The sequence below is a fragment of the Ruegeria conchae genome (assembly GCF_000192475.1).
Lineage (GTDB): Bacteria > Pseudomonadota > Alphaproteobacteria > Rhodobacterales > Rhodobacteraceae > Ruegeria > Ruegeria conchae.
In genome coordinates this window covers 219,336-242,772 of the sequence record NZ_AEYW01000007.1, presented here as the reverse complement: position 1 = coordinate 242,772, position 23,437 = coordinate 219,336, and the positions used below count along the sequence as shown (strand labels likewise).

The following is a 23,437-nucleotide window of genomic DNA, read 5'->3' as shown; positions in this document are numbered from 1 at the left end:
CAAATAAATTGCCGTTCCCCTCTTCTACTTTCGGCTGCTTAGATTAAACTGCTGCCTCCGAGTCGAAAAGATGCCTTCGTGAGGTTGTGCAGATGGTAAAGTCAGATCCCTTCGGGTTCGATATGTCCGTGTCCAGCGCTAAGAAAAAGAAGCCGCGCGGGCGCCGAGGCATGTCGGGTGCGTCCGAAACTTCGGTGCGAATCTGCGATCACGAGGGTTGCGAAGAGGCCGGCAAGTTCCGCGCGCCCAAGGCACCTGATGTTCTGGATGATTTTTTCTGGTTCTGCCAGCAACACGTGCGCGAATATAACCAGAAATGGAATTTCTTCGACGGCACCACCGAGGCCGAGTTGAACGCACAGCGCTCGAAGGACAAAGTGTGGGAGCGTGAGACCAAACCTATGGGTGACCCCGAAGCACGAGCATGGGCACGCCTGGGCATCGAGGACCCGCATCAGGTTCTGGGCGAAAACGCCACCAAGAACCCCGGCCGTGCCAACTCTGGCGGCCGCCGCCTACCCCCCACCGAACGTCGCGCGATCGAGATTCTCGAAGCTCAGGACAGCTGGTCCAAGGCTGAAATCCGGAAGGCTTATAAGAAACTGATCAAGGTGCTACACCCCGACATGAACGGTGGTGACCGGTCGCAGGAAGAACAGTTGCAAGAGGTCGTCTGGGCTTGGGACCAGATCAAGGACAGCCGCAGCTTCAAGTAAGGTTATGCGGGAGCGGTTCGGCTTGGTACACGAATAATGCTTGTTTCGCGACATTTTCCGATTCCCCGATACATGCTGTTTGTAGGATCAATCCACTTGTAGAACGTCGCCAAATCGGGTTTGGCGGCGTAGAGGTGCCCGAGATTGTGCTCGGCTGGGCATTCAGCGCCGCGTTTGCTTGCTTATCATGGATGGCACGAGCGAGGCACTCGTCGGATCGCAAGGCTCTATGCCGTGGCACCACACAGTACATTCCGCTCCATAATAACCGGCCAGGTTCACCGGACGGCCACTTACGCTTTGGTTCAATCAAAAATCAAACGCCGTCTGAACCGGCGGGGAATATGGCTCGATCATTTCTTCGCCTTCGCTATCGCGCTTAATCGGTCTTACAGCGTGAAACTCGAAGCGGCCCTCGTAACCTGCTCCAAGCGATTTCTGAGCGTCCTGAGGTGTCGTTACCCCTGACAACCAGCTTTCAATCTCATCAGGCGTCAGGATGACCGGCATACGACTGTGAATATGGGCAATCTGCGGGCTTGGCTGACGGGTTAGAATCGAACAATTGTGACTTCCGTCTTGTGTTCGAACAAAACCGGCGAAGAACATGGTAGGTGCGTTGCGCTTGACCGTAATAAAGACCGGGCAATCATGGCCCCGGTCTTTTGGCCACTCATAGTACCCCAACGCCGGGATCAAGCAGCGGCCGTTGTCCCAGTAATCTTGCCAGAAACCTACATTTTCAATCTTCGAGTTTATGACGGGCTTCGCGCTACGCGGGTCCTTCAACTGCCAGCGTGCGGTTGTCAGTTCTGCGGTGCCATTCGCCCACCGGATCATGCCGATCTGATTGGTCGGGGAAACATTATAACCGCCTGTTGGCAACTGGTCGGGCAAATGAGCCGAAACTTTTCCGTAGAGAAAATTCTCGAGTATCGCCAACATCTCGCGCTGCGTCAGGTGACCGGCTGCAAACTTACCACACATGCCACGATGGTATTGGGTGGCTATAATCGGGGCAAGTGGGCAGCTTGCCCTCAAGCATTTTATAGATCACGAATCCAAAACTGCAGTGGTTTTTGGTTTTCAAACTCCTCGCCCACATCCTTCCACGAGAACTGCGCTACCAACCCCGGTAACGGCGTGTATCCCCGCGCGCGCCAGAAGGTATCAAGCGGACGGTAATCGGTGGGTCGCATCGGATGGTTGTCGGGGCGCTGGACGCTGCAGAAGGTGCATTTGGTGAAGCCCAACGCACGCGCATGTTGCTTGCGCAGGTCAAAGAACTTATGCCCTACACCTTGTCCTCGGTAGCGCGGCAACAACACGGACTCTGCGCAGTAGAAGATGTTTGAAAGGTCCAGATCCGTCTCTGCAAAGGCTGCGGCGAAGTCGTCTGCATGATCGGTCAGGGGGGCCCCTGTCGAGGCGCCGACCAACCTGTCGCTATCAAAGGCACCGACAACGATAGCCCTGTCACTGTCCCGATAGGATCGCAGGTATTCCCGTTCATAGGCCAAATCGCCATCATAGAGATATGGCCAGACCCGGAACACCTCGATCCGCAGGCGCGCCACATCGTCCAGCGCAACCTCAAGTGCCGCTCCGGTCAAGGGGCGGACATCCGTGATCTCAGCCATTTGCAACCTGTTTGGTCCAGTCAGCAAGATTGTAGTAGGTCGTCACGCGAGTGATCTTGCCATCCCTGAGGTCAAAGAACGAACCCGCAGGCAGGCGATAGGTCTGGCCATGCGCCTCAGGCAACCCCTCATCGGTTTCCAGATAGGTGCCGTTAACGATAAACTCGGCGGCGGCGCGGGCGCCGTGCTCGGCCTCGAAGATCACGATATCGGTCAGGTTCTCGTGGTAGCAACGATTCATATGGGCGCAGAATGCGGCAAATTTCTCTTTGCCGACGCGTATCTGACCTTCGTTCACATGATGGGCCACGTCATCGGAGAGGCAGGCCAACATGCCTTCCACATCACCCGCATTGAAGGCATCAAAATAGGTTTTTACAGTCGGGTTCATGGTCACTCCGTAGGTTCGCCCCAGCGGTCTTTCAGATGCGAGATGATCTGATCGCGGGTCTGTCGATAGTGACGTAGCTTTTCCTCGCGGGATTCGCCTAATCCGGTAGGGTCCATAATTGGCCAATAATCGACATCGAGGTGAAAAAACCGGGTCAGTTCCAGCGCCTTTCTCTGGCTGGCTGGCGATAGGGCCACAATCAGATCAAACGAGCTGAGATCGTCGCCCCATTCCTCCATCTCGTCGAATGATCGCGAACGGTGGCGGGACAACTCGACTTCGATCTCCTGACAGACAGCTATGCAAAAGCCGTCGATATCAAGATCACCGTGGACACCCGCAGATTGCACATAGGTGCCTGTCCCATAAAATTTCTTCATGATGCCTTCGGCCATGGGGGACCGAACCGAATTGTGGTCGCAACAGAACAGAATGGACTGCGGCAGAGACGTCACCCGTCAGCCTCCGAAATGCAGCACGCAGATTAGCGTGAACAGGCGGCGGGCGGTGTCGGTGTCGATATCGGCTTTGCCTTCCAGCCGTTCCTGTAGCACGCGGCTACCTTCGTTGTGGATACCGCGCCGGGCCATATCGATGGTTTCGATTTGGCTGGGCGGAAGGTTCTTCACCGCGTTGAAATAGCTCTCGCAAATCTGGAAGTAGTCTTTGACCACTTGGCGGAACGGCCCCAGCGACAGATGAAACTCAGCCGCCTTCTCGCTCGCCTCGGTTGCAATGTCGAATACCAGACGTTTGTCGCGGATTGACAGTTGCAAGTGGTATGGCCCGTCCGGGGTTGCCCGGTCGTCGCGCGAAGGAAGGGTGAATGAATTCTCCTCAAGCAGATCATAGATGGCGACCTTGCGCTCCTGCTCGATTTCGGGGGTCGGCGGGGGTAGGTTCCGGTCATCCAGTTCGATATGTGAGATACGGGTCATCTTAACAGTCACAATCCTTACGTCTGCACAGACCTATAACAACGGATTTCAATGGGCAACGCACAGAAGTGGCATCGCCTCAAGTCATTGCGTCTCATCAACCGTTCAACCGGTTCAGGCGTGCCGTAACCGATAATCCGTGCGCCTCAAGGCTTTCCGACTTCGCAAGCATTTCGGCCGCCGGACCGATGATGCGGAGAGCCTCGGGCGTCATTTGGCTGAGCGTGGTTCGTTTGAGGAAATCCATCACGCTGAGTCCTGACGAGAATCGCGCCGAACGTGCGGTTGGCAGCACATGATTAGGGCCGCCGACATAGTCGCCGATGGCTTCGGGCGTATACTGGCCGAGGAAGATGGCACCTGCGTGGATGGTTTTCTGGCTCAGAGCCTCTGGGTCGGACACGCAGAGTTCCAGATGCTCGGGGGCGATACGATTGGACAATGCGGCGGCCTCATTCAGATCACGCACGGTAATCACCGCGCCGAAATCACGCCAACTGGCACCTGCGATGGTACGGCGCTGAAGGGTCTCAAGGCGTTTCTCGACGGCTTGGGCAACGGCCTCACCGAAATCGGCGGCGTCAGTAATAAGAATCGATTGCGCGCATTCGTCATGTTCGGCCTGGCTGAGCAGGTCCAAAGCGATCCAGTCGGGGTCGTTGTCCCTGTCGGCAATGACCAGAATTTCCGAGGGACCGGCGATCATATCGATGCCAACTTTGCCGAAAACGCGGCGTTTGGCAGCCGCAACAAAGGCATTGCCCGGCCCGGTGATCTTGTCGACCGGCGCAATAGTCTCGGTGCCATATGCCAGCGCGGCCACGGCCTGCGCACCTCCGATACGATAGATTTCATCCACACCCGACAGCTGCGCCGCCAGCAGGACCAACGGGTTCGCCTGACCGTCAGGTGTTGGGACGACAATCGCCAGCCGGCCCACGCCAGCCACCTTTGCAGGAATTGCGTTCATCAGAACCGATGAGGGGTATGACGCCAGTCCTCCCGGCACATAGAGCCCCGCAGCCGACACCGCGGACCAGCGCCAGCCGAGCGTCGCCCCGGCCTCATCAGTCCACCGATGGCCCTCGGGCATCTGTTTTTCGTGGTAGGCCCTGATGCGGTCAGCCGCCAGTTCCAGCGCTGCGCGATCCTCTGGCGTAACCCGCGCGACGGCTTCAGCGATCTCATCTGCAGAGAAGGCCATGGTCTCGGGCGTCAGCTCGAGACGGTCGAATTTCGCGGTCAGTTCAATCACCGCCGCGTCGCCTCGGGTCCGCACATCGTCGATGATCTGTGCCACGACCGCGTCCACATCGGGGCTGTCCTCGCGTTTTGCGGATAGCAGCGACTGAAAAGCGGGCTCGAAATCAGCTGCGGTCGTATCGAGGAAAACGGGCATGTAGGGTACTCCGAAGGCGTTTCAACGGGTCTTATAGCCGGGACCGCGTGGCCTCAACCCTTAGCCTACTGGATGCAGCGATTTGCGCATTGGATATTGCGGAAGGCCGTTCCATTCGGTGGGGTCTCCAGCATCCTGCCAACCCTGAGCGACATAGAACCCATGCGCGGTTTTGGTCGCACGCAATTGCGCCTCTGTGCAGCCTTGCGCGCGCAATTCATCCTGCAACTGATGCAGAAGAGTTGCGCCAATTCGTTGCCCAGAGTGATCTGGATCGACATAGAGTAATGAAATCTCACCCTCTGCACGCAGTCCGCCAACCGCTACAACCTCCTCCCTTTTTGTCGCGACCCACAGAGAGGCTCCAGCATCGATCCAGTCTCGGATCGCAGCCGGATCCTTGTTGGCGGTCCATAGGGCAAGCTTCATGGGGTCATCCCGATGATCCGCCTGACACAGATCGCAGAACGAACGGGTCAGAGTCCGGCTCATGCCGAACACATCAAAAACAGTTGCGGGTCGTAATCCTAGACCCTCAGATGGGTTCGAAAACGCCTGAGCGATGCCACGTTTATTGTTCACTCAGGGTGCTGCGGAGCCTGGCCCGAGGGCGCGATGTATGGGCGTGTAACGTCCTTGAGCGTAACGTCTATCACCTCGACCGACAGCCGTATCGCACCATCGCCAGCGAGCGTCAGCAACACCTGACCGGCGCCATCTTCTGCGGGCTCGAATTCAACCGACAACAGGGACAGGATCATATCCTTATCGCTGCGGTCGATACCTTGGCTGGCCACCGACAAAACGGAATCAAACACCAATACTGCCTGCACTCGTTCGAATGCGCGGCCTCGCCGGGCAGCGGCATCTTTGTCTTCCCACCGAAAGCGATTCAGCAACAAGGCAAAGCGACGCTCGGATGGGCGCCATGTCATCTCGGTGACCGGAAAAATCGCGTCCTGCGTCAGGGTCGCGATAACCTGCAGGTCATCGGCATCCTCGGCCCCAAGGTTCAGCGGTGCCTCACGGCCGTCTTTGAAACTCGCGTCTGTCATTGACCCTTAATCCGTTCGATCTTTGCGCCCACGCCTTCCAGCTTGCGCACCACATGTTCATATCCGCGATCCAGATGATAGACCCGGCTGACCACCGTTTCACCTTCCGCCGCCAATCCGGCAAGGATCAACGAGACCGAAGCCCGCAGATCGGTCGCCATCACCGGCGCGCCTTTCAAGCGCTCAACCCCGGTGACGGTGGCCGTGCCACCATGCACCTCAATATTCGCACCCATGCGCACCAATTCGGGGGCGTGCATAAAACGATTTTCAAAGATGCGTTCCTCAAGCACCGAAGTTCCCTCAGCTGTACACATCAGCGCCATCATCTGCGCCTGCAAATCGGTTGGAAATCCGGGGAACGGTTCGGTAACAACATCAACCGAGCTTACGCGCCCGTTCTTGCGCGTCACTTTCAGGCCTTTGTCGGTCTCTGCCACACTGACCCCTGCCGCATCCAACTTGGCAGCAAAACTCTCAACCAGCCGCATACGGCCACCTAACAGCTCGACCTCGCCTCCGCAGATCGCAGGGGCCAGCATATAAGTGCCCAACTCGATCCGGTCGGTCACCACCTGATGGGTGGCACCGTGCAGCCGGTCGACACCTTGAATTTCGATGGTCGAACTACCCTCACCGGAAATTTGCGCGCCCATCTTGCGCAGGCATTCCACCAGATCGACAATCTCAGGCTCGCGCGCAGCGTTCTTAAGTACTGTCGTACCCTTAGCCAGCGTGGCAGCCATGACGATATTCTCAGTCGCACCAACCGAGGCAAATCGCATTTCGTGCACGGCACCTTTCAGACCACCGGGTGCCTTGGCGTGTAGATAGCCATCTTTCAATTCGATTTCGGCACCCAGCGCCTCTAACCCTTCGACATGCAAATCCATCGGGCGCGCGCCGATCGCACAGCCACCAGGCAGCGAGACAACCGCCTGCCCAAACCGCGCAAGCAACGGTCCGAGTACCAGATTCGAAGCGCGCATCTTACGAACGATGTCATAATCAGCAACATGGCTGGTCAGGCTGTGGCTCGACATCGCAATCACCTGCCCATCCTGCAATGCGGACACTTCAGCCCCAAGAGATTGAAGCAATGCGGTCATTGTCTTGATGTCACTAAGGCGCGGCGCATTGGTCAGCGTCAGCGGTTCTTTGCTGAGCAACGTCGCAGGCATCAGCGTCAGGCACGCATTCTTCGCCCCTGCAATGGGAATCTGCCCACTCAGCGGACCGTTGCCCGTCACCAGAATCGAATCCATCTGCTCTTATCCCTCGTCCTTGTCGGCCTTGTGCCCGGACGCTGCCCGCGCTTTCGCCTGTGCCTTACGCCGCGCCATATTCGCCTTCAGAGCCGCCTTCAAACGGTCCTCGCGCGTTTCCCCGGATTTGCCGTGTTTTTTGGGTGAATTTTTGTCTGCCATTGTCTTTCTCTACAGCAGTGGAAAAAAACCGTCCAGACACCCTTGCGCCGCGTTTCGTTTGAGTCTAATCACCCGCCCACAGCGCTGCTGTAGCTCAGAGGTAGAGCACTCCCTTGGTAAGGGAGAGGTCGAGAGTTCAATTCTCTCCAGCAGCACCATCTCGCTTTTTGATCCCGAAATCCCCCCTAAATACTTGAAAGGGAATGATAATTCGGGAGTTCCATACACGCCATTTAGGCCGTACCTTAATGGCTCTGCAAATGCCAATCTGAGTACAGTTTGGCGCATAGCGTAGTCACCATTTTTATAAACATTCCAAGGACTTGATAGGAACCGTAGTGAGAGTTCCATACACTCCTCCAGCCGTCCCTTGTCAGGCACGGCAGCATCGATCTTTTCTTGGAGTACCATTTTGTCGCGTTCGAGCCTATCGATACGCGTTTCATAGGCGCTCACGACGGATGCATTGCTTGCTTCGACAATTCGGTCGAGCAAGCCATCGATTTGCTTGTTGGTATCATCCAACTTTTTCTGCATCGCTTCCTTTTCGCCTAGGGCGATTGCAAAACGCATATCCCAGGCATCGCGTAACATAGCCTTCGCCAGATCGAAGAGTTCTCTGGCTGGCTGCAAACCCCTCAGGATTTCAGCAAAGCTGTCCTCCAGCTTCGCCTTGGGGACTGATTTACTTTTGGCTTCACAGCCACGGGTTTCGCACCTGTAGTACGCGTAGTGACGGTACTTACCCTTTGACCAAGCGGCAGTCATCGCGTTGCTGCAGCAATCACATGCAACAAAGCCGCGCAATGGGAAGTCTTCGTTGTGGTCTTTGCGCGCTGGATAATGGCGTTTGCGCCCCTCCAGAACGTCTTGCACCTTTTGGAAGGTCGCAAAGCTAACGAGACCATCATGCTGCCCTTTGCGGGTACTCACTCCCCATTTGGGGGCCTCGACGTAACCGGCGTAAACAACCTTCTTAAGCAGACGATTCACTGTCATTGGTCGCAATTTGCCGTCCGGTTTGTCTTTTGGGAAATGTGGGCTGCGTTCCAAGAAACGCTGCACTTCGGCTTGAGAGCCAAAGTGACCTGATGCGTAACCTTCAAGCGCATCCGTTACAATGGGCGCAAGCACCGGATCGGGTTCGAGAACCTTGCCACCACCAGAAGGCGCTGACACGTAACGATATCCAACAGGCGCACGGAAAACCCAAAAGCCATTCTCGACGCGCGCCTTCATTTTCTGAACAACTTGGCGACGGTTCTGTTCGCGCTCCAATTCACCTTGAGCCGCGATCACCGTCTCGATGAACTTACCTTCTGGGGTATCTTCAAAGCGGAAATTCAAGCATTCGATCGTTGCGCCACGCTTGGCGAACTCACGGCGTAGTTTCAAATGAAATTCCGTATCGCGGGCGAAGCGCTTCAGATCGTCAAAAATCACGACATATGGCTTGCCCTTTTGTGCATCAAGAAAGCTAAGCAGAGCGACCATGCCGGGGCGATGCATGAAATCGCCGCCACCGCTGACATCATCAGGAAATACCGCTTCCACGGCATAACCCTTTTCATCGGCATATGCGCGGCAGCGTTGTTCCTGACTTTCAAGCCCGCTACCTTCTAGTCGCTGCTTGGTTGATGACACGCGGCAATAGACCAATGCCCGAGTTACTTCAGCGCTTTTTGAATACTCATCTTTCATTCTAACTCCAAACTGCCTTCACGCTCATTAGCGCGGGCGTCCTCGTCATCTTGGGGGTATTCCAAGCTTAGCGCATCTGAATATTCATCGGTGGATAGAGTGCTTGTCCCAGCATCTTTTCCACAGACTTCCTGAAGCGGATGCACACCGAACCCCAGCTCAACAAAACTCATCATGATATTCCAAAGCGATTGAAGGAACTCGGCCTTCTGAACTTCGGTCAAGTCGCTTTCATCAAGGAAGTGTTGATAGCGCTCCACATCCACCGATAGGGTTGGCTTTGTAGAGGTGTCGAACTCGAACTTAAGGCCGTCACAGCCTGTTTTGTCATTCAGTTTTTCAACCATTTTATCACCTAACTTCATTTTATCATAAACTCCTAAAAACGGCTAATTTCAGCGGGTTACAGCGTGATTTCCTGCATAAGTTGCGATTGATGTGTTTCTAGCGGCTCCACGATCGTTGACGTCGTTCATACCCAGATCGGCGGTCCACAGATTTTTGAAAATCCCGTTTCACTTCTTCGCGTTTGAAGGCCCGTTTCTCGCAGGTTTCGAGCATAGTGCGCAGAACTTCGGTTTCGTCGCGATCAATCCGGGCCATGTCTTTTTTGTGGGCATCGATCACTTGAGCTTTCGCACGGCGATTAATGTCATTCTTGTCGAAGTTATCGGCACCAAAGAACTTTGGTGTGAACTGGCGTTTCACGGAGCCTGCTTCATCGATCAGGCGCTTGCGGGTTTCTTGAAACCGCAAATTGCGATCAAGCTGAAATGCCCGTTCGGTGTAGCGGCGTTTGGCATCGAAATCCCCAGCAATTTTGGAATAGGTTTTCCATTCCTTGTTGTTCATGACGCGGGCTAGTTGATGGCGCAGCTCATAAAGCTCACCCTTTGGATTGAAGTGAGCACGAAGTTCATTGGATGACTCTGGCATCATAGTCTCCCTTGGTTTCGGGCCGACATTTGTGGCCAGATCACAGATTTTGCTATGCTGAATCCAATATGAAATTCAGCTTCATCAACGATATTGTGGATTGGCTTGAGCCAATGGATTACGAAACCTTCTGGGAAGAGATCAGACCTTTTTGCTTGATCATGCTGCCCCGTGAGAAATGCGACACCGACATTGCCAATGGTGATGTCGATGAAGAAACCGTTCTCCACGTCGTGAAGAATTTGGCCAGGGTGGAATTGGCTTCCATTCTGGAACTCGAATGGCGTGTTGATTGGCCCGAAGAGACAATCCATTAGCGCGTCTCCTCATGGAAGAAACGCACCCAAGCGCAGTTGCCACCTGTCGCCGGAACATCGAATTCACCATAGGGTCCGATGAAGCGACAGCGCACATAGATGCGCGGCACGGATAGGCTCATGCCATGACCGTTGTCTCGCCAAGTGTATGACCAAATCACATGCGGCAATCCGAGCGTATGGAAGGTCAGCCACAACGCTGCCAAGGGTCCGACCCACAAAAGATAACTGGGCTTGAACAAGCGCGGAGTCATTGTTCACCCTCTGGCACTATGTTGATTGTTACTTTTGGGTCACCGATCGCGCGCGAAATTCGCTCGCATTCTTCGAATGAGCTAAAGCCAAAATACTGCTTCACGATCGCATTCTCTTCGATCGTTGCCGCTTCTTTGTCAGAGTAGGCCCGCTGTATCTCGGACCGCGACTGCGCGATGAAATGCAAGTTGCCGCCATAACCGCGAATAACGGTCATGGCTGAGATAAGCGACTTGAGCGGCGCATTGGTTGCTTCATCCAAGATGAAATCAACCGGCACGCCAGCTCCGAAGAGCACAGCATCAACGAAAGACTGGAGGTGCAGCGCATAAACGGCGGCTCAACGTGCTCGATCATGGGTTTATAATCGGAAGAACAGCTTGAGGGAAAAAGTGAAGAGCGGCGACATTGATTGGCAAGGCTCTAGTACATGGCTAGACATAGTTTTCTTTTCCCCTGTCGTCATCTTTGGGTTCACTTTTGGGAAAGACGAGAACTTTATCCCTGTTTGGCGGTATCTTCGTTGCCAATGCCCTCGCAATGGGATTGGCGTTTGGATGTTTGTCCTTGCTACTTGGAATCAGGCTAATGCAAAATCGTCCAAAACCACTCGTTTCACCTTAGGCGAGTGAACTTCCGCTTTGAGCTCAACGCGGTCATCTGACAAAAACTGTCGGATGACGGCTTTCCAGCGAAACCCCCTTCCCGCACTTAAACGCATTTTTCAAAATGTCCCTCAACCTTTGGCGGGCCCACCTAAGCGGTCCACTTCCCAGTAGTGAAACTTTAGAACGAAGTAGATATAGGCAGACAAACCTGCCGCAACGAAGCACCAGATTGACGTGAAGGCATGAGAAGCAAAAAAGAACCCCAAAGCAACGGAAACGACAATTAGATACCCGAAACCTCGCAAACCTTTATCGCTCGATCCTACAAGCGGAACGCAGATCACCAAAGCGTAGAAAACACGTGCAAAGTTCCTCGTAATTTCGGAGGGGTACGTTTCTATGTTTTCATACTGAATGGAGTGATGAACGAGGCCGATATCTAGGTTTTCTGGTGACAACAACACTGGTAAGTAAAGCAACAAGCCAAGGCAGAAACCAATTCCGCAAATCCCTTGGAATATGAGCCTGTGACGCCGGTTACTTTCGATCGAAGCCGCGGACAGCGGAACCCAAAACGGCCAAAAAAATAAGCAAAGAAAAGAAACGTCAACGCAGCTGCCGAAGAAGGGTTCGCCGACGGGTTATCAATGGACACCCACAAAAAGCCTTCGGACAATTGCTGAATCCCAAAGAAAAGTGGAAAGCTGGCTAGCGGAAGAAATCGTTCGCCCATTTGCAACGCCAAACGTATCGTAAGACCACTGCAGGCTATGATTGCTGCACCGGCTACAAAACTGGCTTGTGATGAGAAACACATGCTTAGACCACCTCTGCCGTTTTACATAGCTGAAGTCGTTGAAGCAAAGAACACTTTTCATTCCGAAGTACTGGCTTGTGCTGCCCAAAGGGGCATTGTCTGTTGTCTGGCCAACTATTTAGGAAACGGTGCTGTCAGGTAAATTCGGACCAGTCAAATCGGACCAACCAGCGGAATGTTGGTCGTTAAGCGCCGACGATCTCAGCGGCCGGGTCCGCGAAGAAATTGGTTAAAAAGTTAAGTGTCTTTATGTTTTCTTCCGACGTACCAAGGAATGCCGATAGCCTGTGCTACGCGGATTTTCGGGCTCGTCTTTTGACCTTCTTCCCCATGCTGTTTGTCTTGACCAATGAAATCGCTCCGGCCTTGAGTTTACAGTTGAGGAAGTGACTTCAACGCTGGCTTGCAGCTATCAGGAAAAATCGCGGCATTGAGGCTCACCTTAACTAAAAAGTATCCATCACTCGGAATTAGCCGCGCTGCCAACGATCCGTCCCTCCGGTCCAGTTGATAGCGCGAGTTGCGAATCCAATCCGGGCTTTGCCGGCTATCACATGCACCCCAAACCTGTAACCTGCGCGTGCCACCCATCCCTCGGGCGCCGTTTTTTTTCGGTCCAACCGTCTGAATTGTACGTATTAGCAATATCACAAATCACGAACGGTTTGTCTTGTAATTTGATCCCGCTGCTCCACTGGCAGCAAACACTCCAGTTATGCTCAGTGGAACTGAGATCACGAATTATTTGGAATTGGGAGGAAAATCATGACCAGTAGTTTAGACGTGAAAACCACATGGGCTTCGGTAATGGATGAAACCAAAAACCCACTAAGAAATCAGTCCTTACCCGTGGCCCATTTGCTGATGCAAATGTTGGCATGGATGTGGAGCGCAATTTTCTCGCTTATGGTCGGCAGTTACTTCGTGTTCGGCGTAACAGCGTCGGCGCATATGCTACTGATAGGCGGTCTCTTTGTAACACTGTTGGTGTTCAGAAAGTCGGAAGTGACTAAAATCGACTAATTCGCTTCTGTTGCTTGCGGGTTTCTTCTGTGCCCCGGTGGTCCATAGAGTTCCTGCTCGGTCGTTATGGCGTGGTCTGGCGGTTCGACGCCGTGATGGTTCAAGACCCGAAAATTGCGGCAGAACTGGAACATAGTCGCGTCCCACCTGCCAGCCGTCGTACGAAAGCGTAAATCGCTGAATCTTGCCGCCATCTGGCACAGGCGCGGCCTCCATGTTCGTCCAACCTTTGGCCTAGCTGCGCTGCGGCAGGTTTGCTTTGCTTGGACGACCGCTGTGCGGATAACGCGGACACGCAGCGTAAGAAAATATTCGATCGAACAGAGCGCATCGCCGCTCAGATGACAGTTCGGACATATCGCACAATTTTGTGTATGATGCCGCCGAGCCATACGCTCAAACAAATTCGGACAATATTTAATGTGGAGACGATAGATGCAGCATTTGCATACTAAAGCCCGCAATACTTTTGTCGCCTGTATTAGCTCGTTTCTTGTTTTCGTGCCCGCAATCTCAGCGGAGGCTAATTTCCAGACGACATGCAACCCAAAAGCGGACCAGGCTTTCAACGAAGGTCTGAATCTCATTCACAACATGATGTACATTCAAGCCGAAGAAGCGTTCAACAAAGCAGCGTCTGCGGAACCAACTTGTGCCATGGCACAGTGGGGCATCGCGATGTCGAACTTTCACCCTCTTTGGCCGGGCACTCCCAGTGAAGCCGAAACAGAGAGAGGGTCTGCTGCAGCGGAAAGACTCGGGTCAATGTCCTCCGAAAGCGCCATTGAACAAGCATTGATCGACGCCGCCGTTGCTTTCTACGCCTCAAGCCAGGAAGGCTACCGCGCTCAGCTAAAATCGTGGGCGGAGAAACAGGTGGCAGCTGCGGACCAACATGCAGACGACTTGGATGCCGCGGCATTTGCGGCGCTGGCGCGCCTTGCAACGGCGCCGCGAGGGGCCGACGGAATCAAAGTAAAGTCGCAGGTGGGAGATACGCTCGACGCGCTTCATCAAAAGGCACCAGAACATCCTGGCGTCATTCACTACGCGATCCACGCCTATGACAATCCACTACTCAAGGAGCGAGGCAGGCCGTACGCCGAGATATACGATAAAACGGCTCCAAGCGCTCCACATGCGCTGCATATGCCCGCTCATATCTTTACACGAACAGGAGAGTGGGAAAAATCAATTGATCTGAATAGCCGGTCCGCTGAAGCCGCTCTTGAGCAATCAAAAGACGTGGTACAAAGCCACTATGCGCACGCGATCGATTACATGGTTTACGGCCACCTACAACTTGGGAACACAGACGAAGCTGCAGGGCTGGTCGACGAAATGCTCGCAATTCAAAATCATCAGGCCAGTTTCGGAAGCGCTTATGCGTTAGCGGCTGCACCCGTTCGGCTGCCTCTTGAGCAGGGACAATGGGACGTCGCGGCGGCACTGTCGCCTGAGATGCATCCGGTCATTCCATGGGAGAAATTTCCACAAACTGTTGCCATGCGATGGTTCGCGATCGGTATCGGCGCGGCCCGTAGCGGTGATGTCGATACAGCGCAGAGCGCGCTTGCGGAGCTCAAGTCTTTGCACGCTATGATGAAGGAGCGTGGGCAGGGCTATTGGGCGCAGTTGACCGAAGCACAGATCATGTCGGTGGAAGCCTGGATTGAACTGGCGGGTGGGGGCTCTGAGACCGCAGTTGCTAAGCAGGCAGCCGCGGCTGATCTCGAGGATAAGATCGGCAAAAGCCCGGTTACACCCGGCCACGTCCTTCCGGCACGAGAACTTCTCGGGGACATGCTGATGGAGCTTGGAAAACCCAATGAAGCTGCGGTCGCTTATCAGGCGACGCTGGATCTTTCTCCAAACAGAGCAAGAAGCCTCGTGGCACTTCAATAAGTGGCAACAACACACTTGGTCGGTGCTTTGTAGTTTTTGCAGCAGTATCGATCGCTTTGGGCAAAAGCAACCGCATAGCGATCATGGCTCGAACGACTGCCATGCGGGACAAAGCTGACTATGTCTTTTTGGCCGCCCCGGCTTGGCTTAAACCACCGGAGAACTTCAGAAATGGAAGATTTCGGAAAAGGTTATGCCATAACACGCTTCGAAACGAACCGCGCTTTCGAAAGCCGTAATTTTCAAAACATTTTTTGAGTCGTCGGCGCGACGGTGTTGGCATGAGAGATACGATCAGCCCCTCTTCGCAACTCGCCGCTATAGTGGCACGATGGATCAACACCTAAACCAGCCTTGTCCCGCGCATACTGTTCGAAGGTGAATGCCATTTCGATCTGATTTGGGCTGTTGATAAACTGCCCAAATTCCACACCAGTTTCTTGCGCGGGAATGACCGGCGGCATGACCTACCATGCAATCAGGGGAACAGATGCTGCCGGCGAGCCAGGCAGCCATTTTCCTGTCTGCGTATCTTCCGGTTACGTGGCGTAGCTTAAGTGCGTGATTCGATGCAGAGGGGTAGTCGGAGATGGGCGATGCCAAATACCGAAATGATGCCGGGCGACCGCATCGCGACCGCCCGGCACAACAGCTTATTCAGCCGGCGCAGCGTGCTTTTGCCGCAATCCGTCGCGATACAGCGCCTTAGCAAGCGCCACGCACATCAGCCCCATGACCATTGTAAATGGCAATGCGCCGATGATCATTGCATTTCGCAACGCATCCATCGGATTGTTCTCACCCGCAGCAAGTATGAGCGCGCCGATCACTGCGGTCAGGATCAGACCCCAGATGATCTTGTGCTTGTTGCCAATATTCTGATCGCCACCCGACATGATGGTGTTCATCACCAGAATACCCGAGTCTGCCGATGTGACCAGGAACGTCATGATCAGTACAACGCACATCACGGTGATGCCGGACAGCAACCCGCCCGAGATCATCTCTTGCAGAGTGACGAACAGCTTGGCGGTGTTCGATGCACCGATGATGGCGCCTTCGGCCGTGCCGTTCAGTTCCAGATCGATCGCGGTGCCACCCAGTATGGTCATCCAAGCAAAGCAGACCAGCGCTGGTGCGAATACACAGCCAACGATGAACTCACGAACTGAACGCCCTTTGGAGATGCGCGCCAAGAACAGGCCCACAAAGGGCGAGAACGCGATCCACCAGGCCCAGTAGAACGTGGTCCAACCTGCCTGCCAACCAAACTGGCGACCCGGATCACCAGCGGCGTATACCGAAGCGAGAACGGATTCAGGCAAAGCTGCGGCGTCGCCTTCAAGTCCTGATTTGAACCCGTCAAACGAACCCCAGGGGTTGGTTGCACCGCTGTACAGGGCATCGGCAAATGGGGCAGCTTCGCTTGGCAACGCTGCATCAAATGCTGCCGCTGACTGCGGGTTGAACGCGCCAAAGCTGAGCGAGATGAAATGCAGGATGTAGTCGATGAACGCCGTTGCATAGGTGGTCATTGCAAACAGGAACGACCCGAATACGACGAAGACCAGCAGCAGGATCAGAGACAACACCAGATTTAGGTTAGACAGATACTTAACGCCACGACCAACACCCGAAACAGCCGATATGATCGATAGGCCCATGATGACGATCAGACCCGCCAACAGACCTACTGTACTTGGCGTCGGCACTTCTCCGTTCAGATCCATGATCCATCCCATACCGGTGATGGCATAAAGACCGTCGATAAACTGTGAAACGCCAAAACCGATCGTTACCGAGACACCCAGGATTGTTGCAACAACACCCAGAACGTCCACGACGTGGCCAAGAAAACCGTTCATCAGCTTGCCGAACAAAGGTGTCAGCGCAGTGCGGATCGTTAGCGGCATGTTGCGCGTGTAGGCATAGTAGGCCAGCGACAAGCCCGTCACGACATAGATCGCCCAGGCATGAAACCCGTAGTGCAGGAAGGTATAACGATACCCCGACTGCAGTGCCTCTTCGGTATTACCAACTACCTGTTCGGCGATCACAACCGGATTTGACCCCCAAAGGCCCAGAGGTTCGGCGGTGGCAAATACCATCAGACCGACGCCCAGACCGGCGCCGAACATCATAGAAAACCACGAGAAATCCGAAAATTCCGGTTTTTCACCCTCCGGCCCCATGAGTCGTTTACCAGTTTGCGGCAGCGCAGCCACAACAAACAGGAAAAAGGCAAAGAAGCCGACGATGATGATATAGAAGGCGTTAAAGTCTTCCAGCAGGCGAGAGTTCAGGCTGCCAAGAACACCGTTTGCATTCGCGGGCCAGACCAATGCCCAGATCACCAGCGCGACCATGATTGACTTGCTGAGCAAGGCAATTTCGACGCTGTGGCCTTCGTAAAACCCACCCGAAGATCGCTTGATCTCCAGATCGGTAAAAGGATCCTTCATAGACATGTGATTCCTCCCTGTTCGCACGTGTCCCGATTTCCAGGTCATTCTCTTCTGGCACCCCGGATTTGCACCACAAAGCCCTAAGTCAGCAGAGCCTCAATTTTGTTAAGTGTCGCAACGTTCACCGCAACGCCATCAGATTTTGCTGCCAATCGTTTTGCACGGCGGCCATCTCCGGGCAAATGTGCGCCCTCTTGCGACCGGATCGCTTCGACAAGATCGACAATTCCTGTTGAAAATGCGTCATTCGCCGTCGCATTTGCGTCAATCGCAATAAAGAACTGCCCCGTCTTCGGCGGACCACCGACCGTGCCAGAAAACGGAGAGGCGTGGATTCCCAATGTCGCGCCGGTCAGAGCAGCAGCCAGAACTTCGGTCAGCAGCGCGATGCCAACACCTTTGTAACCACCCGACGGCGCCATCGAACCCTTGAGGCCCACATTCGGATCAGTAGTTGGATTTCCTTCTTCGTCCAGCGCCCAACCAACAGGGATCGGCCTGCCTTCACGTGCGTGTTTCATGACTTCGCTTTTGGCGATGGTGCTGGCGCTCTGGTCAATCAAAAGGGCGGGCTGGCCGTCCGTACCCGGAGCGGCGATTGAAAACGGATTGGTGCCGACCACCGGCTTGGCTCCGCCGGAGGGCGCAATTGAGGCCGGAGCGTTGGTGAAACCCAGACCTACCAGGCCGGCCTGCGCCAGACGATAAGTGTGATATCCAAGAACGCCGCAGTTATAGCTGTTTCTGATCGCCAGCGCCGCAATCCCCTGCGCGCGGGCAGCGGGGATCAAGGCGTCGAACCCGGCTTCTATGGCGGAATGCGCAAATCCGGTGGCAGCATCGACTGTAACGACGCCGGGGCGTGGCTGCGCCAGAACGGGCTGTGCCAGCCCATCAACCTTGCCGCATTGAACATGCTCACAGTAGATCGGGATATAGGCCAGACCATGGCTGGCAACCCCGTCAGCCTCGGTTGCCGCGGTCGCAACCGCCAAGGGACGCGCGTTTTCTTCGCTCGTCCCCGCAGCCACCAGCGCGCGAAAGGACAGGTCTTCAATTTCAGCAAGTGAAAGGGTGCGGGTTTCAATCATGTCTGTCTCTTTTCAGTCATTGTCAGAAAGCCCAGCCCCTGCGCCGAGCAAACGGGATTCTTCAGTCGCAGGAGCATAGGTAAGATGGGCAAAACGGTTCAGTATTGTCCATGCCGCCGGATCAGGCGTTGCACGCGTCTGTCGTGAACACGGCTCGATCAGTAGGTCGCTAAATGCAACCTCGACATGATCCGCGCGAACCGGGCAGTCGTTTCTCGGCATCAATCTCGCACCATCCGTCAAAGCCTTGAAATCGCCCGCCGTGACTGAAACCACCGTGTTGTGCATGCGCGCAGCATAGGCCGCAAATGGCAGTATCATCATTGGCGAAGAAACCTGTCTGATCCGGATCGGGCCTGCCAACAGCATGTGCGCACAGTCGGAAAGCAGAGCACCGACCATCAGTGGGCATAGGTCTTTACGACCAACCCAGTCTCCGTCCAGCCCTGCGGGAACATGATCTTCCAGTGACCCGGCAAACTCGCCTTCCAGCACGCGCGACAATTCGACCGTTCCATCCAGCCCCTGCGCACAGAGCCATCGCGTCGCTTTTGCGGCCTCTTCAGAGATGCCCCAGGCATAGCCCGCACCCCGCGTTGCACGCTTGGCCGTGGCTTCGATTTCATTAAGGGAAAAACTCATTGGGCGCGCTCCGGATACACCCACAAATCCGCGTTCTCCGGACTCAGTTCCTCGGGGTAAGGTGCCCCCGAATACATGCAAATACGCACCCAACGATCCGAGCGCGGGTCGAAATGCGTGGCACCAAAAAACGACAATTTGGCGCGCAACATGTCAATCGGCAGGACCTCCGCACTGATCGTATTGTCGCTGATTTCGCCATATGGTGCCAGTCGGCTCATCTGCGCACGACGTACGGTGTGGCGGTGTTCAGGGTGGCGCAGCAGGAATTCGGCGATCGGACTTTCGCCCAACCAGTCCGCCAAAGCCTTATCGGCAAGCGCAGAATCACGTGCCGGAGCAAGCGGTTGCTCATACTCCTCTATCGGTTCTTCAAACCGTTCCCCCAAACGAGGCTCAAGCTTTTCTTCCGACACATACCAGGCACGCGCGCAGTGTTCAGGCGCCGACCAGTCAAGATCGAGCGCCCAGCCAAAACTGGAGCGGATCAGGTCGCGCACCTGTGCGACTGGCATCGCGCCGTCAATTGTAAAGGCCGCGCTATTGCCATCCGCCATGCAGCTGGCCAGCCCGTCCACCAACTCGCCATATGGTTCAAGGATCAAAGAAGCCAGCAACTCTTGCCCTTCTTCGCTAAGCGCGGTCCGGGACCACAGGATCAGGCGATCCCAGGGCTGATTTTCCGTCAGATCGGTCTGATCGAGATGCGCGGCTATCGCGCCCAGATCGGCATTCAGTGCGGCGAGTTTTTCAATCTGGATCGGGTGCTCGGACCGCCACCACGAGATCGACAATTTACTGCGCTCGAAAATCTCGCGGAACATGGCAACTTGGGCGTCTGTGGCGGCATCAAGGGACCGAACGCGTGCGATGGCCTCTTCACGGACCATGATCCAGTTGTTGAACAGGATCGGGTGATTGACGATGAAAGGCGCCATGCCCAATCCGGTCGAGTTGCCGATCCCCAGCCAACGAGCGATATCGGGATCAAGCTGCGCGGTCTGCGTACCACCCTTTGCATTTGCCATATGCTGCACCAGATCACGGACGAATATTCGCGTCAGATATACTGACAGCATCTCGGCCTGAAACGGGCCGCTGACCTCGGGGCGGTCTGCGATCTTTTCCCGATCCGCCGCGCCGAACTTGCCCGATCCGTAAACCGCAGTTGTGCGCATCAGATAGCCAACCTTGTAGATCTGCGCGAGATCTGGTTGCTGGCCCGCAGCCAACTGGTCGACCACATGAGCCCACAACCGAACAGAACGGTTGGCACGCGACAGCGACAATTCATTTTCACTGACACGCCCGGCCTCTTGCAGTGGTACGTTGCGAGACAAACGTTGGATATCGTCCTTGGTGGGAACACCATCAAACAAGGTGAAGGTGGCATCCCAGGCCTCGGCGATCACACGGTCCGAGCGTTGCTCGGGCGGCAGGTCATGGGCGAATGCGACCAGTGAATAGGTGCGATCGGGTCCTTGTGCGGAATAGACCGCGTGGCCGACCCCGTTGTCATCGATATCGAATACGGGGCGGCTAAAAACCCACTGCTCGGCCGCCATGCGACGGGTGAGCTGGCGCATAAAACTGAGCCGACATTGATGAAGCGAGCCCAGACGCGAAAGGCGCATCACCGTGGCGGGATCGCGGCGTTCGATTGTTGGGTTCACGGTATTCATGGTTCATAAGGTCCAAAGTTTTCTGCAAAGAACCGATACCAGTTGCCGCCCATGATTCCGGCGACTTCCTCGGCATTCATGCCAACGGCACGCAATCCAGATTCGATATTGCCAAAATCCCGATTGTCGCGGAACCAGTTTGGCATCGGCGGGAACCCGGCGTTAGAAGCCGAGCCTTCGCCATAGTCGATCTCTTTTGTCCAGCGCCCAACCCGCATCCATTCGACCACGCTATCGGGTTGGTCCTGACACAGGTCCGTACCAACCCCCAGATGCTGCGCCCCGTACTTGTCAGCCGCGCGGGCGATCATTTCGCAAAAGCTTTCCAACGTGCAGTCGGACTTGTCTTTCAGATGATGAGGATAGACCGAAAAGCCTAGCATCCCACCTTTTTCCGTCACCGCCCGGATCACGTCATCCCGCTTGTTGCGAAGCGCTGGAGACCATTCATGGGGGTTTGCGTGGGTGATCGCGATGGGGCGCTCGGAAAGTTCGGCGGCCTCGATAGTCGACCGATCCGCCGAATGGCTCATATCAACCACCAACCCCACGCGGTTCATCTCTTTGATGACCTGCTTGCCCATGCGGGTGATACCGGTGTCTTCGGCCTCATAACAACCGGTCGCCAGCAGCGACTGGTTGTTATAGGTCAGCTGCATGAAGCGCGCGCCCAGATCGTGCAGGATTTCAACCAGACCGATATCATCTTCGATCGGAGATGGGTTCTGAAATCCGAAGAACACAGCCGACCGCCCGGTTTCGCGCGCAGTGTCGATGTCGCTGGCCCAGCGGCCTTTCATGATCAGGTCTGGGTATTGTTCGAACCAACGGTTCCACTTTTCAAAGTTCAGAACGGTTTCGCGGAAATTCTCATGGTAGGCGATGGTGACGTGGATCGCGTCCACGCCTCCTTCACGCAGTTGCCGGAAGATCTTCTCCGACCAGTTTGCATATTGCAGGCCATCGATCAGCATCAGACAGGGCCTGCGCTGATATAGGCGGTTTTGACGGTGGTGTAGAACTCCGCCGCTGCCTTGCCCTGTTCACGCGGACCGTAAGAACTATCACCCCGCCCGCCGAAGGGAACATGGTAGTCAGTACCTGCGGTGGGCAGGTTGACAGTAACAACACCCGTGCGGGCATTGCGGCGGAAGTGAGTGGCACGTGCCAGAGATTTAGTAACGATGCCCGAAGTCAGACCGAAATTGGTGTCATTGACCACGCTCAGCGCCTCGTCATAGCTGCCTACCTTGATGACGCTGGTCAAAGGGGCGAACATTTCCTCGCGGTTGATACGCATGTCATTATTGGTGTTCAGGAACACGCCCGGCGACATGTAGAAGCCATCGTGCGGCATCTCAAGACGCTGACCACCGCAGGCCAGTTCCGCGCCTTCGGATTTGCCCAGATCAACATAGGCGAGGTTCTCGCCCAGTTGTTGTTGGCTGACGACGGGGCCCATCTGAACGCCCTCTTCTAGTGCATGGCCGACCTTCATCGCCTGCGCGCCTGCAACCAGTTTCTCGACAAATGCATCGTGAATGCCCGCGTGAACCACCAGCCGCGACGAGGCTGTGCATTTCTGACCGGTGCCACCAAACGCGCCGCCCAATGCCAGCGAAACCGCCAGATCCAGATCGGCATCATCCATGACCGCCAGTGCGTTCTTGGACCCCATTTCCATCTGAACCTTCGTCAGATTCTGTATGGCCGCTGCGGCGATGCCCTTGCCCACCGGGACCGATCCGGTGAACGAGATTGCATTGACCTTGGGGCTTTCAACAAGACGCTGCCCAATTGAGCGCCCTGACCCCATAACGAGGCTGAACAATCCTTTGGGAATATCCTGACGCTCGATGATCTCGGTCAAGGCCACTGCCGAGGCCGGGGTGATGTTGGCAGGCTTCCAGACGACAGCGTTGCCATAGCACAGCGCCGGTGCGATCTTCCACGAGGCCGTCGCAGTTGGGAAGTTCCACGGGCTGATGATCGCAACAACGCCAACGGCTTCGCGACGCACATCCACCTCGATATCAGGGCGCACAGAATCTGCGTTCTCACCGATCTGACGCAGACATTCTGCAGCGTAGTAGGTGAAGAACTGACCGGCGCGATAAACTTCGCCCTTGCCTTCGGCCAGTGGCTTTCCCTCTTCCCGGCTGAGCAGCGTGCCCAGTTCCTCAGCGCGCGCCATCAATTCATTGCCGATTGCGTTAAGAACTGCTTGCTTGCGCTCCAGCCCGTAGGCGGCCCATTCCGCCTGCGCCACGCGTGCCTGATCCAGTGTCGCCTCGAGCTGGTCGCCGCTGGCCTGCGCGAACATGCCGACCAGATCGGTCAGATCAGAAGGGTTCCGGTTTTCAATTTCGCTTTCGCCTGCCAGCCATTCGCCAGCGATTAGGTTCAGTTTGGTCACAATGCGCCCCAGA

26 protein-coding genes, 1 tRNA gene and 2 pseudogenes are annotated in these 23,437 nt (G+C 55.3%); 5 read left to right on the top strand and 24 right to left on the bottom strand.

Annotated elements, in window-relative coordinates; genetic code table 11:
- Nucleotides 1-92 precede the first annotated feature (92 nt).
- Nucleotides 93-716: a DnaJ domain-containing protein gene (locus G7G_RS0110230; RefSeq protein WP_010441101.1), complete on the top strand. Its 624-nt coding sequence runs from the start codon at nucleotides 93-95 to the stop codon at nucleotides 714-716.
- A 2-nt stretch (nucleotides 717-718) separates the two neighbouring features.
- Here the strand turns inward: G7G_RS0110230 and G7G_RS23930 are convergent.
- The 11 genes and pseudogenes from G7G_RS23930 to G7G_RS24530 form a co-directional block, all read right to left on the bottom strand.
- Nucleotides 719-832: pseudogene (locus G7G_RS23930) on the bottom strand (hypothetical protein); the annotation flags it as partial.
- Between the two features lie 193 nt (nucleotides 833-1,025).
- Nucleotides 1,026-1,703: an SOS response-associated peptidase gene (locus tag G7G_RS23690; protein ID WP_050806456.1), complete on the bottom strand. Its 678-nt coding sequence runs from the start codon at nucleotides 1,701-1,703 to the stop codon at nucleotides 1,026-1,028.
- Between the two features lie 59 nt (nucleotides 1,704-1,762).
- Nucleotides 1,763-2,356: a GNAT family N-acetyltransferase gene (locus G7G_RS0110220; protein ID WP_029621901.1), complete on the bottom strand. Its 594-nt coding sequence runs from the start codon at nucleotides 2,354-2,356 to the stop codon at nucleotides 1,763-1,765.
- Nucleotides 2,349-2,747 (bottom strand): ketosteroid isomerase-related protein, encoded by a 399-nt coding sequence (locus G7G_RS0110215; protein ID WP_029621900.1) that lies wholly within the window; start codon nucleotides 2,745-2,747, stop codon nucleotides 2,349-2,351. The genes G7G_RS0110220 and G7G_RS0110215 overlap by 8 nt, the downstream gene beginning before the upstream one ends.
- A gap of 2 nt (nucleotides 2,748-2,749) precedes the next feature.
- Nucleotides 2,750-3,202, bottom strand: a complete 453-nt coding sequence (locus G7G_RS0110210; RefSeq protein ID WP_010441093.1) for an arsenate-mycothiol transferase ArsC — start codon at nucleotides 3,200-3,202, stop codon at nucleotides 2,750-2,752.
- A gap of 3 nt (nucleotides 3,203-3,205) precedes the next feature.
- Nucleotides 3,206-3,685: a UPF0262 family protein gene (locus G7G_RS0110205; RefSeq protein ID WP_010441091.1), complete on the bottom strand. Its 480-nt coding sequence runs from the start codon at nucleotides 3,683-3,685 to the stop codon at nucleotides 3,206-3,208.
- 97 nt (nucleotides 3,686-3,782) lie between these two features.
- Entirely contained in the window at nucleotides 3,783-5,084 is a 1,302-nt protein-coding gene (gene hisD, locus G7G_RS0110200) for a histidinol dehydrogenase (RefSeq protein WP_010441090.1), read from the bottom strand.
- A 60-nt stretch (nucleotides 5,085-5,144) separates the two neighbouring features.
- On the bottom strand, nucleotides 5,145-5,666 hold the full coding sequence (locus tag G7G_RS0110195) for a GNAT family N-acetyltransferase (RefSeq protein ID WP_010441088.1): 522 nt from the start codon (nucleotides 5,664-5,666) through the stop codon (nucleotides 5,145-5,147).
- Nucleotides 5,663-6,139, bottom strand: coding sequence for a DUF2948 family protein (locus tag G7G_RS0110190; protein WP_010441087.1), 477 nt, complete (start codon nucleotides 6,137-6,139; stop codon nucleotides 5,663-5,665). The genes G7G_RS0110195 and G7G_RS0110190 overlap by 4 nt, the downstream gene beginning before the upstream one ends.
- Entirely contained in the window at nucleotides 6,136-7,404 is a 1,269-nt protein-coding gene (gene murA / locus G7G_RS0110185; RefSeq protein ID WP_010441086.1) for a UDP-N-acetylglucosamine 1-carboxyvinyltransferase, read from the bottom strand. Before murA ends, G7G_RS0110190 begins: the two co-directional genes overlap by 4 nt.
- A gap of 6 nt (nucleotides 7,405-7,410) precedes the next feature.
- Entirely contained in the window at nucleotides 7,411-7,566 is a 156-nt protein-coding gene (locus tag G7G_RS24530) for a hypothetical protein (RefSeq protein WP_010441084.1), read from the bottom strand.
- A gap of 83 nt (nucleotides 7,567-7,649) precedes the next feature.
- Between G7G_RS24530 and G7G_RS0110175 the strand changes: the two genes are divergently transcribed.
- A tRNA-Thr gene (locus tag G7G_RS0110175) sits at nucleotides 7,650-7,724 on the top strand.
- Nucleotides 7,725-8,271: 547 nt separating this feature from the next.
- Here G7G_RS0110175 and G7G_RS24665 read toward each other — a convergent pair.
- From G7G_RS24665 to G7G_RS0110145, 3 genes and pseudogenes are all read right to left on the bottom strand, one after another.
- Nucleotides 8,272-9,267: pseudogene (locus tag G7G_RS24665) on the bottom strand (recombinase family protein); the annotation flags it as partial.
- Nucleotides 9,264-9,632: a hypothetical protein gene (locus tag G7G_RS0110150; RefSeq protein ID WP_010441080.1), complete on the bottom strand. Its 369-nt coding sequence runs from the start codon at nucleotides 9,630-9,632 to the stop codon at nucleotides 9,264-9,266. The gene G7G_RS0110150 and the pseudogene G7G_RS24665, both read right to left, overlap by 4 nt.
- Nucleotides 9,633-9,711: 79 nt before the next feature.
- Entirely contained in the window at nucleotides 9,712-10,203 is a 492-nt protein-coding gene (locus G7G_RS0110145; protein WP_010441078.1) for a hypothetical protein, read from the bottom strand.
- Between the two features lie 68 nt (nucleotides 10,204-10,271).
- On the opposite strand from G7G_RS0110145, the gene G7G_RS0110140 reads away from it, so the two are divergent.
- Entirely contained in the window at nucleotides 10,272-10,520 is a 249-nt protein-coding gene (locus G7G_RS0110140; RefSeq protein WP_010441076.1) for a hypothetical protein, read from the top strand.
- On the opposite strand, the gene G7G_RS0110135 is transcribed toward G7G_RS0110140, so the two are convergent.
- From G7G_RS0110135 to G7G_RS24965, 3 genes are all read right to left on the bottom strand, one after another.
- A complete protein-coding gene (locus G7G_RS0110135; RefSeq protein ID WP_010441075.1) occupies nucleotides 10,517-10,774 on the bottom strand; it encodes a hypothetical protein in 258 nt (85 codons plus the stop codon). The two genes, G7G_RS0110140 and G7G_RS0110135, sit on opposite strands and share 4 nt — an antisense overlap.
- The gene (locus tag G7G_RS0110130; protein ID WP_010441072.1) at nucleotides 10,771-11,055 is read right to left on the bottom strand and encodes a TraM recognition domain-containing protein; all 285 of its coding nucleotides are present in this window, start codon (nucleotides 11,053-11,055) and stop codon (nucleotides 10,771-10,773) included. Before G7G_RS0110130 ends, G7G_RS0110135 begins: the two co-directional genes overlap by 4 nt.
- 767 nt (nucleotides 11,056-11,822) lie before the next feature.
- Nucleotides 11,823-12,200 carry a DUF6629 family protein gene (locus G7G_RS24965; RefSeq protein WP_029621897.1) on the bottom strand — a complete coding sequence of 126 codons (378 nt, stop codon included), beginning with the start codon at nucleotides 12,198-12,200 and terminating at the stop codon, nucleotides 11,823-11,825.
- Nucleotides 12,201-12,965: 765 nt separating this feature from the next.
- Between G7G_RS24965 and G7G_RS0110120 the strand changes: the two genes are divergently transcribed.
- Both G7G_RS0110120 and G7G_RS0110115 read left to right on the top strand, forming a co-directional pair.
- On the top strand, nucleotides 12,966-13,223 hold the full coding sequence (locus G7G_RS0110120) for a hypothetical protein (protein WP_010441070.1): 258 nt from the start codon (nucleotides 12,966-12,968) through the stop codon (nucleotides 13,221-13,223).
- A 597-nt stretch (nucleotides 13,224-13,820) separates the two neighbouring features.
- Nucleotides 13,821-15,128, top strand: a complete 1,308-nt coding sequence (locus tag G7G_RS0110115) for a tetratricopeptide repeat protein (RefSeq protein WP_147437050.1) — start codon at nucleotides 13,821-13,823, stop codon at nucleotides 15,126-15,128.
- 242 nt (nucleotides 15,129-15,370) lie between these two features.
- Here G7G_RS0110115 and G7G_RS0110105 read toward each other — a convergent pair whose 3' ends face one another.
- The 7 genes from G7G_RS0110105 to G7G_RS0110075 all read right to left on the bottom strand — a co-directional run bounded on the left by G7G_RS0110105 (nucleotide 15,371) and on the right by G7G_RS0110075 (nucleotide 23,424).
- A complete protein-coding gene (locus G7G_RS0110105; protein WP_010441066.1) occupies nucleotides 15,371-15,592 on the bottom strand; it encodes a hypothetical protein in 222 nt (73 codons plus the stop codon).
- Between the two features lie 189 nt (nucleotides 15,593-15,781).
- On the bottom strand, nucleotides 15,782-17,596 hold the full coding sequence (locus tag G7G_RS0110100) for a BCCT family transporter (RefSeq protein ID WP_010441063.1): 1,815 nt from the start codon (nucleotides 17,594-17,596) through the stop codon (nucleotides 15,782-15,784).
- Between the two features lie 77 nt (nucleotides 17,597-17,673).
- Nucleotides 17,674-18,684: an Ldh family oxidoreductase gene (locus tag G7G_RS0110095; protein WP_010441061.1), complete on the bottom strand. Its 1,011-nt coding sequence runs from the start codon at nucleotides 18,682-18,684 to the stop codon at nucleotides 17,674-17,676.
- Between the two features lie 12 nt (nucleotides 18,685-18,696).
- Nucleotides 18,697-19,326 carry a DUF3726 domain-containing protein gene (locus G7G_RS0110090; protein ID WP_010441060.1) on the bottom strand — a complete coding sequence of 210 codons (630 nt, stop codon included), beginning with the start codon at nucleotides 19,324-19,326 and terminating at the stop codon, nucleotides 18,697-18,699.
- On the bottom strand, nucleotides 19,323-21,008 hold the full coding sequence (locus G7G_RS0110085) for a hypothetical protein (protein WP_010441058.1): 1,686 nt from the start codon (nucleotides 21,006-21,008) through the stop codon (nucleotides 19,323-19,325). The genes G7G_RS0110090 and G7G_RS0110085 overlap by 4 nt, the downstream gene beginning before the upstream one ends.
- Nucleotides 21,005-21,982: a membrane dipeptidase gene (locus G7G_RS0110080; protein WP_010441056.1), complete on the bottom strand. Its 978-nt coding sequence runs from the start codon at nucleotides 21,980-21,982 to the stop codon at nucleotides 21,005-21,007. The genes G7G_RS0110085 and G7G_RS0110080 overlap by 4 nt, the downstream gene beginning before the upstream one ends.
- On the bottom strand, nucleotides 21,982-23,424 hold the full coding sequence (locus G7G_RS0110075) for an aldehyde dehydrogenase family protein (RefSeq protein WP_010441054.1): 1,443 nt from the start codon (nucleotides 23,422-23,424) through the stop codon (nucleotides 21,982-21,984). Before G7G_RS0110075 ends, G7G_RS0110080 begins: the two co-directional genes overlap by 1 nt.
- Between the last annotated feature and the right edge of the window lie 13 nt (nucleotides 23,425-23,437).